General features: G+C 66.3%; 10 protein-coding genes and 1 tRNA gene. 5 read left to right on the plus strand and 6 right to left on the minus strand.

The window, feature by feature from the left end; all coding sequences use genetic code 11:
- Nucleotides 1-33 precede the first annotated feature (33 nt).
- Nucleotides 34-639 (minus strand): TetR/AcrR family transcriptional regulator, encoded by a 606-nt coding sequence (locus tag IOC61_RS05565; protein WP_195687881.1) that lies wholly within the window; start codon nt 637-639, stop codon nt 34-36.
- 115 nt (nt 640-754) lie between these two features.
- On the opposite strand from IOC61_RS05565, the gene IOC61_RS05570 reads away from it, so the two are divergent.
- A complete protein-coding gene (locus tag IOC61_RS05570) occupies nt 755-1429 on the plus strand; it encodes an SOS response-associated peptidase (protein ID WP_195687882.1) in 675 nt (224 codons plus the stop codon).
- A 27-nt stretch (nt 1430-1456) separates the two neighbouring features.
- On the plus strand, nt 1457-4324 hold the full coding sequence (locus IOC61_RS05575) for an insulinase family protein (RefSeq protein ID WP_195687883.1): 2868 nt from the start codon (nt 1457-1459) through the stop codon (nt 4322-4324).
- A gap of 136 nt (nt 4325-4460) precedes the next feature.
- On the opposite strand, the gene sbcB is transcribed toward IOC61_RS05575, so the two are convergent.
- From sbcB to minC, 4 genes are all read right to left on the minus strand, one after another.
- Nucleotides 4461-5954, minus strand: coding sequence for an exodeoxyribonuclease I (gene sbcB, locus IOC61_RS05580; RefSeq protein ID WP_195687884.1), 1494 nt, complete (start codon nt 5952-5954; stop codon nt 4461-4463).
- Nucleotides 5955-6041: 87 nt separating this feature from the next.
- Nucleotides 6042-6311, minus strand: coding sequence for a cell division topological specificity factor MinE (gene minE / locus IOC61_RS05585; protein WP_195687885.1), 270 nt, complete (start codon nt 6309-6311; stop codon nt 6042-6044).
- Nucleotides 6308-7126, minus strand: coding sequence for a septum site-determining protein MinD (gene minD / locus IOC61_RS05590; RefSeq protein ID WP_195687886.1), 819 nt, complete (start codon nt 7124-7126; stop codon nt 6308-6310). Before minD ends, minE begins: the two co-directional genes overlap by 4 nt.
- A gap of 55 nt (nt 7127-7181) precedes the next feature.
- The gene (minC, locus tag IOC61_RS05595; RefSeq protein ID WP_195687887.1) at nt 7182-7916 is read right to left on the minus strand and encodes a septum site-determining protein MinC; all 735 of its coding nucleotides are present in this window, start codon (nt 7914-7916) and stop codon (nt 7182-7184) included.
- 241 nt (nt 7917-8157) lie between these two features.
- Here minC and IOC61_RS05600 point away from each other — a divergent pair, with 241 nt between their 5' ends.
- Nucleotides 8158-10932: a DUF349 domain-containing protein gene (locus IOC61_RS05600; RefSeq protein ID WP_195687888.1), complete on the plus strand. Its 2775-nt coding sequence runs from the start codon at nt 8158-8160 to the stop codon at nt 10930-10932.
- Between the two features lie 94 nt (nt 10933-11026).
- Here the strand turns inward: IOC61_RS05600 and phbB are convergent, their stop codons facing one another.
- Complete coding sequence (gene phbB, locus IOC61_RS05605) at nt 11027-11773, minus strand: acetoacetyl-CoA reductase (RefSeq protein WP_195687889.1); 747 nt, start codon at nt 11771-11773, stop codon at nt 11027-11029.
- 188 nt (nt 11774-11961) lie between these two features.
- Between phbB and IOC61_RS05610 the strand changes: the two genes are divergently transcribed.
- Both IOC61_RS05610 and IOC61_RS05615 read left to right on the plus strand, forming a co-directional pair.
- A tRNA-Met gene (locus tag IOC61_RS05610) sits at nt 11962-12038 on the plus strand.
- A gap of 248 nt (nt 12039-12286) precedes the next feature.
- Nucleotides 12287-13018 (plus strand): thioredoxin domain-containing protein (locus IOC61_RS05615; protein ID WP_195687890.1); only part of this gene is annotated, 732 nt, incomplete at its 3' end.

The following is a 13018-nucleotide window of genomic DNA, read 5'->3' on the forward strand; positions in this document are numbered from 1 at the left end:
TCAGGAACCAGCTAAACGCCGTCACGTCGACACCTACCTGGCCCTCAGGCCGGCGAGGATGGTGTCGAGCAGCTGGTCGAGCAGCTCCCCCACTTCCAGCTGCTGGCCCTGCCAGTAGCCCAGCCGCTCGTTCAGGCCCAGCTGTACCAGGCCATGCACGCTGCCCCAGAGGGTGCGCCCCAGCCGGCGCGCCTCGAGATCATCCAGGGCCGGCTGGTACTCCTTGAGGGTGGCTTCGACACGCAGGAAGAGTGCCTCGATCATCTCGTTCTGGCGCTGATCCAGCTCTCCCTCCTGGGCCAGCGGGAAGTCGAACAGCAGCTGCCAGCGATACGCTTCGCGCTGGGCAAACTGCCAGTAGGCACGCGCCAGGGCGCGCAGCCGCTCCTCCGGTGCTGACTGGCCGGCCAGCGGCTCGACCACCTCGCGCAGATGCCCAAGGGTCTCGATATTGACGTGCTGCAGGAGGTTATGAAAGCTGCCATAGAGCTTGAGCAGGGTACTGGGCGCGCACCCCACCTCACGGGCCAGCGCACGCAGCGAGAGGCCGTGTACCGAGTTGTTCTGCAACCAGGCATCACAGGCCGCCATTACCTGGGCATGAAGCGCCTCGGGGGCATGTTGTCTGGGACGAGCCATCGAGTTCCTCGCGTGCCGAAGCAGGCAGTTGCGTGAAGGACCCCAAGGATAGCGCACATCGAACACTGTTTTCGATAGTCATGTTACCCTGACATTACATAGACCCGGAGATCCCATGGCCGGCCGACTGCATATCGCCCCGATCGACATCAGCCAGCTCGTGCCCGACCTGGTGATGGAGACGCCCCTCTTGACCGGTGCCAACCTGGCCCCCCGGCGCATGCTCTCGGGCATTCGCCTGGAAGCGGGACGGCCGCGCCTGGGTCAACTGTTCTGGGGGCTGACGCCCCCCTGGCTGGAGGTGCTGGACCACGCGCCCCACTGCGCCCGCGCCGAATCCCTGGCGTCGCGCCGCATGTTCCGCGAGGCCTTCCACGCCAGGCGCTGCCTGATCCCGGCCACCGGCATCTACGTATGGAAGCCCCAGCCACGCTTCAAGCAGCCCTTCCTGGTCACACGAGTGGACCGCGGCCCGCTGCTGCTGGCCGCGCTCTGGTGTCGCTTCCACACCAGCCTGGCCGAACACACCGACTCCATGGCACTGATCACCGTGCCGACCAACGGCCTGCTGGCACCGCTCAGCGATCGCCTCCCGGCGGCAATACCGCCTGCCGAGGCACGGCGCTGGCTCGATCCGCAGACACCGAGTGAGGCGGCCCAGGCCATGCTGGCGCCGGCGCCCAGGGAACTGTTGGGCGCTTTTCCGGTATCAAGACGTGTGAACAATCCGGCGAACCAGGACCCGGCCTGCGCCCACCCGGTCGGCCCCATGCTGCGCCACGAGGCCTGAGCCGACATCCCTGCACAAGGAGTGAGAATGTTGCCTATCCTGTCCGTCGCCCGCTGCGGGCGACTGTTGCCACCGCTGCTTGTCCTGCTGGGCCTGGCCTCACAGGGCCTCGCCTCCCAGGCCCTGGCCACCCAGACGGCAACCACCCCCACCGCGGCCGTCGAGGAAAGCACCACACCCAGGGTCAGCCCTCACGACGAGCGCGACTATCGCGTGCTGAAGCTGGAAAATGGCTTCACCGCCCTGCTGGTCAGCGACCCCGATGCCGACAAGGCCGCGGCCTCCCTCAATGTCTCGGTCGGCAGTGCCCAGGATCCGGCAGACCTGTCGGGGCTCGCCCACTTCCTCGAGCACATGCTGTTTCTGGGCACCGAGCCCTACCCCGAGGCGGACGCCTATCAGGGCTATCTCACCCGCCATGGCGGCAGCCACAACGCCTTTACCGCGCCACAGGACACCAACTACTTCTTCACCATCGAGCCCGACGCTCTCGAGGGCGCCCTGGATCGCTTCAGCCAGTTCTTTATCGCGCCGCTGTTCAACGCCGACCGCCTGGAGAGCGAGCGCAACGTGGTGCACTCCGAATATATGGCGCGCATCCGTGACGAGGGCCGGCGGATCAATGACGTGCTCGACCGCCTGCTGAACCCCGAGCACCCCTTCACCGGCTTTTCGGTCGGCAGCCGCACGACCCTGGCCGACCGTCCAAGCGACGAGCCGAGTCTGCGCGAACGGGTCATCGACTTCTACGCATCGCACTACGGTGCCAATGTCATGCACCTGGCGGTCGTCGCCCCTCAGCCCCTCGACGAACTGGAACGGCTGGTCGCCGAGCGCTTCGCCGCGGTGCCCGACCGAGGCCTGGTGCGACCGGAGATCAGCGACCCGCTGGCCCTGCCGGAGACACTTCCCAGACGAGTCGCCGTGAAGTCCCTGCGTGACAGCCATCAGCTGCGCTTCCTCTTTCCGGTGGACGATCCCATCGCCGAGTACCGCCACAAGCCTGCCGACCTGATTGCCCACCTGCTCGGGCATGAGGGCGAGGGTAGCCTGCTTGCGACCCTGCGCGAGGCGGGCTGGGCCGACGGGCTCTCCGCCGGCATCTCGCGGGGAGACGGCCACCACGCCCTGTTCACCATCGGCATCAGCCTGACCCCCCAGGGGGCAGAGCATCGCGATGCCATCGAGGCCAGCCTGTTCGCTGCCATCGAGACGGTTCGCGAGGCCGGCCCCGAGGCGTGGCGCTATGCCGAGCAGGCGCGCCTGGCCGAACAGAGCTTCCAGTTTCAGCAGCACGGCTCGGCCCAGCAGGACGCCATGCGCCTGGCCATGAACCTGGCACGCTACCCGGTGGAGGATGTGCAATATGCCGACTATCGCATGGATGGCTTCGACCGTGAGCGTACCCGCGACTACCTGGCCGCACTGACGCCCGACAACCTGATTCGGCTCTATAGCGCCCCGGACGTCGAGGGCGAGCGGACCTCGCCCTGGTTCAACGCCCCCTGGGGTGACGACGCCTATACCACCGATGGCACGCCTCGCGACGGGCTGAAGCTACCCGCCCCCAACCCCTATATCGCCGAGGATCTCGCGCTGCTGGACGCCCAGGACGAGCGCCCTCGGCAGCGTATCGATGAACCCACCTTCACCTTCTGGCACATGGCCGACGCCAGCTTCGACACGCCCAAGGTGGAGTGGCGCTTCAGCCTGCAACACCCACGTGCCGCCGAGGCGCCCCGCGAAGCGGCACTGGCCCGGCTGCTCGCCGGCTGGCTGGAGGACAGCCTCAACGAAGTGCTCTATCCCGCGCGGCTGGCCGGCCAGGGAGTCGAGGCCTACGCCCACGCCCGGGGCATTACCCTGGCCTTCTCGGGCTGGCGCGATCGTCAGACGGTGGTGATGGAGCGTGTGGTCGAGCAGCTTCAGCAGGGGGCCATCGAATCCGACGCCTTCGAACGGGTACGCCACCGCCTGCAGCGGGAGTGGCGCAATGCGCCCCAGGACCCGCTCCATCGACAGGCCAATCGCACCCTGGCCGAGGCCCTGGTGCGCCCCCAGTGGCCCACCAGCGCACTGCTTGAGGCCAGCGAAGGCATGACGCCGGGGGGCCTGAGCGAATTCCGCGAGGCCTTCCTCGACGAGCTGCACCTGGAGGCCATGGCGGTGGGCAATATCGACGCCGAGCAAGCCGACGGGATTGCACGGCAGATGGCCGACACCCTGGCGCCGAGCCTGACGGCGGCAGCGATTCCCGACCTGGTCCCGCTGGCTGCCTCCGCGGATCTTCCCGCCCTGACCCCGCAGACAGGTCGCGAGGAGTCGATCCTGCTGCGCTATCTCCAGGGCCCGGACCGCTCTCTGGAGAGCCAGGCACGCCTGGCACTGCTCGGCCAGCTGATCGACACTCCCTTCTACCAGCGTCTGCGCACCGAACAGCAGCTCGGCTATGTGGTTCACGCCGGCTACTCGCCGATGCTGGATGCCCCGGGTCTCGCCCTGCTGGTGCAGTCACCGGAGACCGATAGCGAGTCGATCGCCGACCATATGGATCGTTTTCTGGAGAGTTTCGACGCCACCCTGGAAACGCTGGACGAGGAAGCACTCGCCCCTTACCGCCAGGCGGTGCATGCCGAACTGACCCGGCGCGATACCAGCCTTTCCGGCCGGACCAATCGCCTGTGGCGCGCCCTGGCCTACGGCGATACCGAGTTCGAGCGACGCGAAAAGCTCGCCGAGCGGGTCCTGGCGGTTACCGCCGACGAGCTGCGCGCGGCCTGGACGGCCCTGCTTGCCAGCCCCGAGGTGCGAGTCGCCCATGACCCGGGCGATGCGCCCACCGACGTGCTGGCATTCACGGCTGACCTCGAGCCATTGCCCGAAGGTAAAGAGTGAGGGGCGAGGAGTGAACCCCGGCTGCGCCGGAACGATAAGCCGTAAGCTATAAGCCTGAAGAGGGCCACATCAAGAGTGATGTGGCCCTGACGATGGCAGGCCAGGCAGAAGCTGCTGCGAACGGGAAGGCAGTGCGTCAGTCCGCGTCGAATGCCTGGGGAGGCAGGATGGCCTCGACATGCATCACCAACTCCTCGAGGACCTGGCGATCGCGGTCTGTCAGCTCAACCTGGTTTAGCCGTTCGATCTCCCGGGCGAAGCCCTTGAGGGTCAGGCTGGCCACCTCGGCGTCATTCATGCGTGCCCAGCGATAGGCCTCCCACTGGGCCAGTTCATCGCCTTCAAGCGTCTCGGGGAAGCTGCGCGCGCGATAGCGAAACAGCATCTCCTCCAGGCGCGGGTCCTGGAAGGCGAAGCTGGCCCCCACCAGGTCCCAGGGCGCCATTTCGCGCACCTGCTGCATCTGACGGCGATCCGCCGGCGAGAAGAATCCTCCCGAGTAGAGCATCAGGTCGGGATCACCCGACCCCGCCGGGGGTGGCTCGGCGAACACCTCGGCGGCACGGGCGGCCACCTCCGGATGCCCAGCCAGACGCTTCCAGTGCTCGCGACAGGTCGCCATATCCAGCCCCAGGCGCTCGACGATATCGCCATGCTCCCCGCGCCGCGGACCCGCCACGTCCTTGAGGGCGCTGGCGGGGAACAGCACCGGGCACTTGTTGATATGGATCACCTTGAGCGGGATGCGCTCGGCACCCTCGGCAAGGTCGTCGTTGCTGACGAAGACCCGCTGGCGTATCTGTTCGGCAGAGAGCTCGAAGAGTGGCGTGGGGTCCACCGACAGATCATAGACGACGACCCCGTTGGGGTTGCTGGGATGCTCCGCGAGGGGCACCACCAGGGCGGCACAGCCGCGACTGGCCGGGTAACGCCGCGAGATATGCAGCAGTGGCTTGCGTCCAGGCACATCGAGCAGCTTGCCCACGGCGCGCTTGCCGCGCAGCTTGAGCAGAAAGTCGAAGAGATTGGCATTGGCCTCACGCAGGCGCCTGGCCAGGGCGATGGTCGCCCGCACGTCGGCCAGGGCATCGTGGGCCCCGGCATGCTCGATGCCATTGGCGGCGGTGAGATCCTCGAGCCGGAAGCTGGGCGCCCCGTCCTCGCGACGCGGCCACTCAAGCCCCTCGGGGCGCAGGGCGTGATAGGCCCGCACCACATCGATCAGGTCCCAGCGCGAGTTGCCGTTCTGCCATTCTCGAGCATAGGGGTCGAGCAGATTGCGATAGAAGAGGTGACGACTGACCTCGTCGTCGAAACGCACGCTGTTGTAACCCACCGAGCAGGTGCCCGGGACGCTCATCAGCGCCTCGATCTGCCCGGCAAACTGCGCCTCGGACAGCCCGCGGCGACGCGCCTGCTGGGGCGTGATACCGGTGACCAGACAGGCCTGGGGGTGCGGCAGGAAGTCATCTGCCGGCCGGCAGTACCAGGTGACCGGCTCACCAATCTCGTTGAATTCGGCATCGGTACGGATCGCGGCGAACTGAGACGGGCGGTCGCGACGCGGATCGGCACCGAAGGTCTCGTAGTCGTGCCACAGGAAGGTCTGCGGGGCGTCAGGCGGCGCCATCAAGGTCTCTCCGGCGATTCAGCATGGAGGCAACAGCCTAGCACAGCCCAACGACTCACTCAGCCAGACAGGTTCAGCCAGACAGACTCAGCCCGGCGCCCCCTTGGGCAGGGTCACATTGAGCTCGAGTACCGAACAGTTGTCCTCACTGTCGAGGCTGATGTTGATGGCGTCATCATCCACCTGCACATAGCGGCGAATCACCTCCAGCAGCTCCCGCTCCAGCATCGGCATGTAGTCCGGCTGGCCGCGCTGGCTGCGCTGGCTGCGCTGGTGAGCGACGATGATCTGTAGCCGCTCCTTGGCGACTGGCGCGGACTTCTTGCGCTCCCGTTTCAGGAATTCAAGCAGCTTCACCGACGACCTCCTCCAAACATGCGACTGAGCAGACTCTTCTTCTGATACTCGTGGAAACGCAGCGGCACGTCCTCGCCGATCAGCCGCGACACGGTATCGGTATAGGCCTGGCCGGCATCGCTGGAAGCGTCGTGGGTTACCGGCACCCCCTGGTTGGAGGCGCGCAGCACCGCCTCCGACTCCGGAATCAGGCCGATCAGGTCGATCGCCAGGATCTCGCGGATATCCTCGAGGTTGAGCATGTCGCCGGTATCGACCCGCAGCGGGTTGTAGCGAGTGATCAGCAGGTGTTCCTTGATGGCGTCCTCGCCACGCTCTGCACGTCGTGTCTTGGAGGCCAGCAGACCGAGAATACGGTCGGAGTCGCGCACCGAGGAGATCTCGGGGTTGGTGACCACGATCGCCTCATCGGCGAAGTACATGGCCAGCTGGGCTCCCCCTTCGATGCCGGCGGGCGAGTCGCAGAGAATGTAGTCGAAGTCCTTGCTCAGGGTCTCGAGTACCTTCTCGACCCCTTCCCGCGTCAAGGCCTCCTTGTCACGCGTCTGGGAGGCGGGAAGGATGTGTAGGTTTTCCACACGCTTGTCGCGGATCAGGGCCTGGCTCAGCCCCGCCTCCCCCTGAATGACATTGACCAGGTCGTAGACCACACGCCGCTCGCAGCCCATGATCAGGTCCAGGTTGCGCAGCCCGACATCGAAGTCGATGACCACGGTCTTGTTACCGCGCAGTGCCAGGCCAGTGGCAATGGCTGCCGCGCTGGTTGTCTTGCCGACGCCTCCCTTGCCGGAGGTCACAACGATGATCTTGGCCAAGAGTCACTTCCTGTCGTGTTGTTGAAATGGAGCGGGCCACCGACGGAGAGACCGCTCAGGTGAGCGAGGTGATGCCCAGCTGATCTCCGTCGAGGCGAACCTGTACCGGGGTGCCCAGCAGCCGCCGGTCGATGTCCTCGAGGCGCTTGTAGTTCCCGGCCACCGAGAGCAGCTCGGCGTGGAGCTCTCGGCAGAAGATGCCGGCCAGGGCATCACCATGGATGCCGGCCAGGGCACGACCACGCAGTGCGCCGTAAACGTGCACGCTGCCCGCAGCGAGCACCTCGGCGCCGGCATTGACCGCACCGATCACCACCAGATCACCGCTAGGGGAGGTGACCTGCTGCCCGGAGCGCACCGTGCCACGAAAGATGCGTCCGCCACCGATGTTATCCGGTGGCACCGCCAGCTCGGCCGGCGCCTCTTCGTCGGCGGCAACGCTCTCCAGAGGGCGAGCCCTGCCAACCTCCTGGGGCGGAAACCAGCCCAGCCCCAGGGCCCAGGCCGACTGCTTGATCGGATCGGCTCCCCCGCGCACCGCCACGGGAAGCAGCTTGTGAGCCCGGCAGACGGCGCAGATGCGCTCCAGGGCGAGATGAGGCTCGTCGAGCTTCTCGACACTGAGCACCACCGGCGTATGCTGAAAGAAGGCCGGCGACTGGCTGAGCTTGCCGGCGAGCTGATCGCGGATCAGCTCGGGGTCCGCACTGGCCAGCTCCATGACCGTCATCGGCAGCATGCCTCCCTTGAAGGTGAAGGCCGTGCTTTCCCTGTCCAGTTTGAGGCTCATTGCCGAACTCCAGGTCGCTGTGATGGGAGTAGAGTCAAAGCTAAGCGACTCCTATCTCCCCTGCAACTCTCATCATACGCCCGACACCCCCTGGCTGTCAGTGTCGCGATATGGCCACAGACGCCCGGGGCACGGACTTTTCCCCAGACGCGCCGCATGCTTAGATAGCCCTTGCCCAACCGATCAACAATGATATGAGCGGATGTGCCTCGGCACGCCACCCCTCTCGCCAGGATAGCCAATGTCCGGACTCCTTCGCCGCCTCTTTGCTCCCCGCTGGCAGCACCCCGATCCCGGCGTGCGCCGCCAGGCCATCGAGCGCCTCGACCCCAACCGCCACGACCAGCGCCATGCCCTGGAGCGACTGGCAGTGGACGCCGACCCGGGCGTGCGTACCGCGGCACTGGCCCGGCTCGAGGACCCCGAGGCCCTGATCGCCCTGCTCGACGAGACAACACGCTCGCCGGAGCTCACGCGGCGCCTGACGCGGTTGATCTGCGGCAAGGAGGGACGACTCGAACTCTCCACACGAGTCGTCATGGTGGCCCGCCTGAGTGAAACCGAGCTGCTCGAAACCGTCGCCCTGGAGGGTGACAACCAGCAGCTGCGCCTGGCAGCGATCGAGCGTATCCATGACGAGGGCGCCCTGGTACGCCAGGCCTGCGACAACGGCATTGCCGCCGTGCGCCATGCGGCAGCGGCAAGGGTCGACAGCGACGCCGGCCTGTCACGCCTGGTGCGTGAGGCAAGGCGCGACCGCCAGGTGATGCGTCAGGCTCGCGAGCGGCTCAACCGGCGGCGTGCCGATGCCGCTCAGCTGGCCGCCGCCAGGGAGCACCGCGAGGCACTGGTCAGCGCACTGGAGCGCCATGCGAGCGCCCCCTGGGAGCCACTCTACGCCGGCCGCATGCGCCACCTGATGCGCGAGTGGCAGCAGCTCGAGGACACACCCGACCCAAGCCTTGAGCGACGCTATCACGATGCCTGCCTGCGCTGTCGCAAGGTGATCGAGGATCATGAAGCCCAGCAGCGTGCCAACGCCGCGGTCCATCGACATCGCGAAGATGTCCAGCAGGCCAGCGCAAGCCTGGTGGAAGCGCTGGAGGAGAGTCTCGAGGCACTCGAGCGCAGTGAAACACTGGGCGCTCAGGATATCGCCAGCCTGCGCTCCCAGAAGCGTCTGCTGGCCCATCGCTGGCAGGAGCTGGCCGACCAGCATGTCACCGATGAAGCGCTGCGCCGGCGTTACGACACCGCCCTGGGACGGATCGAGAAGATCGGCAGCGCCTGGGCTCGCCTCGACCAGCGGGCCGGCGATCTGGAGCGGGCCCTCGAAGAGGATGACAGGGAGCGTTTGAAGACGCTGCTCACGGCCATCGACTGGCCCGACAGCCTGCCCCCCACCTCACTGCTCCACACCTGCCGCCAACGCCTCGAGCAGCATGCCACGCCTGCCGGCGTATCGGCTGAGCACATCGAGACCCAGCTCGATGAGCTCGAGCGCCTGCTGGAACGCGGCGCCTTCAAGCCTGCCAGCCGCTTGCATCAGCAACTGCGCCAGCTCACCGAGAGCGCCGACCCCGCCACCCTCCGCCCTCTGGAGGCGCGCGCCAGGCGCCTCGGCGCGAGGCTGGCCGAACTGCGCGACTGGCGCGGGTTCGTGGCCGGCCCCAAGCGCGAGCAACTGGTTGCCAGCATCGAGGCACTGGCCGATGACGAGGCCAGCGTGGAGACCGCCCTGGACCGGCGCCACCGTCAGCTGGTGAGAGAGTGGAAATCGCTGGGCGACGCCGCTGCCAATCGTGAGCAGTCGACACGCTTCCGCACCGCTTCGGACCGCATTCATCAGCGCCTAGCGCCATGGCGGGCACGCCTGGAGTCCGAGCGAGACAACAACCTGGCGACACGTATCACGCTCTGCGAACAGCTCGAGACACTTCTGGACCACCCCGCCCATGAGGCCGACCCAGATGCCCTGCGTGAGATACGCGACCGCGCTCGAGACCAGTGGCGTCGAGCCTCACCGGTCCCACGCGAGAAGGCGGAGGCCATCGGTCGGCGCTTCGGTGCCATTCGCCACCGGCTTCAGGCGCTGATCGACCAGCGCGCCCGGGAGATCGCCGAGGCCAAGCGCGAGCTTGTCGATGAGGCCCGGCAGCTATCGGAGGAGGAGCAGATGCCGGCGGCCAGGCGGGCCGAGCGGGCCAAGGAGCTGCAGCGCCGCTGGCGAGCGCTGGGCCGAGCCCCCAAGGGCGAAGAGCAGGCCCTGTGGCGTGAATTCCGTAGCCTGTGCGATACCATTTTCGCCAGCCGTGAGGCGGCCCGGGACGACCGGCTCCGCCGCGCCGAAGAGCGACTGGATGCCATGCAGGCGCTGATCAACCGCCTGCACGGCTGGCAGCCCGCCCGATCGACCGACGAGGCGGTATTGACCCAGGCCATCGCCGAGGCTGCCGCACTGGAGCCCCTTCCCGGCGGTCGACGCAGCGAGGGGATGCGCCGACGCTGGTCGGGCATCGTTCGGGCACGGCGCCAGCGGCTGGAGAGGCTGGCGGTGAGCGAGCAGGTAACCGGCTGGCGGGAGGTACGCCCGCTGCTCGATGCCCATTTGCAGGCAGATGCCGAGGACCTGGCGGGCAACGACCCCGGCGATGTCCCCCTGCCGGAGGGCCAGATACTTGCCGAGGACCTGCGCAACGCCCACTTCCGCCGCAACGCCGCGCGCCGTGAGGGCACCGCCACCGATACGGTCGAGGAGCGCCTTGCACGCACCAGGGTGCACCTTGCACTGCTGGCCGAGGGCAGCGTCAGCCAGCGTGATGAGCCACTGCGCCTGGCGATTCAGGTCGAGCGCCTCAATGACAACCTGGACCGCGAACCCTCCCGAGCCGAAGAGGTACGCAGCGTACTGGTCGAGCTGCTCGCCATCGGGCCGGTTCCCCCTGCACTCTGGGAGCATAACGTCGGCGAGCTGGACCATATGCTGGAGCGACTGTCGAGCCTGCCCCCTCCCTGAGCACTTTTCCCGCCCCCTGAACGATACAGGAGCGCGAGGCTTCCCCCGCGCTCCTGTGTGATCCTGCCCGTAACGAGACGGGAGGAAGCCGGCATCAGCCCATGAACTGGCCGCCGTTGATATCGATATTGGCGCCGGTGATAAAGCCGGACTCCTCATCGGCCAGGTAGGCCACCAGGCGACCGATCTCCTCGGGCTTGCCATAGCGCTTCACCGGGATCGTCTCACGGATCGATTCGCGCACCTTTTCGGGGATATTCATGATCATGTCGGTCGCGATATAGCCCGGAGACACGGTGTTGACGGTGATGCCCTTGGTAGCGGTCTCCTGGGCCAGAGACATGGTCAGGCCATGCATCCCCGCCTTGGCGGCGGCGTAGTTGACCTGGCCGAACTGCCCCTTGCGGCCATTGATCGAGGAGATGTTGATGATTCGGCCATACTGCCGCTCGAGCATGCTCTCGACCACGCTGCGGCAGGTATTGAAGACACTGTTCAGGTTGGTATCGATGACCTCGTGCCACTGCGCGGGGCTCATCTTCTTCATGGTGCCATCGCGGGTGATGCCGGCACAGTTGACCAGCACGTCAACGGGACCGTGCTTCTCCTCGATCTCCTTGACACCCTTCACGCAAGCATCGTAGTCGACCAGGTCGATTCCGGCGATGTCGATGTTGTCGAAGCCGGCGGCCTTCTGCTCCTCGAGCCAGGCCTTGGCCTTCTCCGGGTTATGGTAACCGGCCACTACCTTGTAGCCCTCGGCGGCCAGTGAGCGGCAAATTGCACTGCCGATGCCGCCGGTACCACCGGTAACCCAAGCGACGCGTGATGAATTGGCCATATATATCTCCCTGATGATAATGACACTGTACACCGGCCACCCCGGCCGGACTGCACATTGTTCTTGGTCAAGCTGTCATCTTGATGACAAGCCGAGGACAGTATGGCCCAAGGAAGGCGAGAGGGACGAGCGTTTGAGGACAGTGCTTGACTAAAGGTGAATCCCGTGTAGAATACGCCTCACGTTGATGCGGGGTGGAGCAGTCTGGTAGCTCGTCGGGCTCATAACCCGAAGGTCATCGGTTCAAATCCGGTCCCCGCTACCAAATACCGAATAAGCCGATTCCATTGGGGGTCGGCTTTTTTGTGCCCATGACCCAAGGTCATCGATTCCCTCTCGTTTCAGCGTCAGCGGTCCCCGCTACCAAGTATCGAGAAAGCCGATTCCACTGCGAGTCGGATTTTTTCGTGCCCACGGCCCAAGGTCATCGGCTCCCTCTCTCCCTTCCCCTTGAATCCAGCCGTCCTCACCCGCATATCCTGAGCAAACACACTCGTTTCCGGGAATCCAACCATGTCCATCGTCGATCCGCGTACCGGTGAGCCGCTCACCGCCGATACCAGTGCCCCGCAGGAAGCCCAGCCACAGCCCTCCCAGCCGGAGGCGGGCGAGGCGCCCGAGGTCATCATCGACGTCGATGCCAGCAATATTCAGCAGGTGCTGGAGCTTTCCATGCAGGTGCCGGTACTGCTCGATTGCTGGGCACCTTGGTGTGGCCCCTGCAAGAACCTGATGCCGGTGCTGGAGAAGCTGGCCCACGAATACCAGGGCGCCTTCCTCCTGGCCAAGCTCAATATCGACGAGAATCAGGAGATCGCCGCCCAGCTGGGGGTGCGCTCGGTGCCCGACGTCAAGCTCGTCAGCCAGGGAGGCCTGGTCGATCACTTCCAGGGCGCACTGCCCGAGAAGGAGATCCGCGAGTGGCTGGGGCGTTACTTCCCGGCGCCGGAAAATGTCCCGGCGAGCCCCGAAGACCTGGCCGCCGAGGCACTGGCCGCCGGTGATGCCGCCGGTGCCCGCGCCATTTACCAGGAGCTGGTCCAGCAGTATCCTGAGCATATCCCCTATCAGATCGAGCTGGCGCGAACCCTGGTGGCCGAGGGGCGCGCCGATGAGGCCCGCAGCGTGCTCGACAATCTGCCGCCGGAAGAGCGCGATGCCGCCCCGGCCCGAGGCGTGCGGGCCAGCATCGAGTTCGGCGAGGAGGCCCCCTCCGCCGAAGAGTTTGCCGCCCTCGGTGAGCGC

The sequence above is a fragment of the Halomonas sp. KAO genome (assembly GCF_015595025.1).
Lineage (GTDB): Bacteria > Pseudomonadota > Gammaproteobacteria > Pseudomonadales > Halomonadaceae > Halomonas.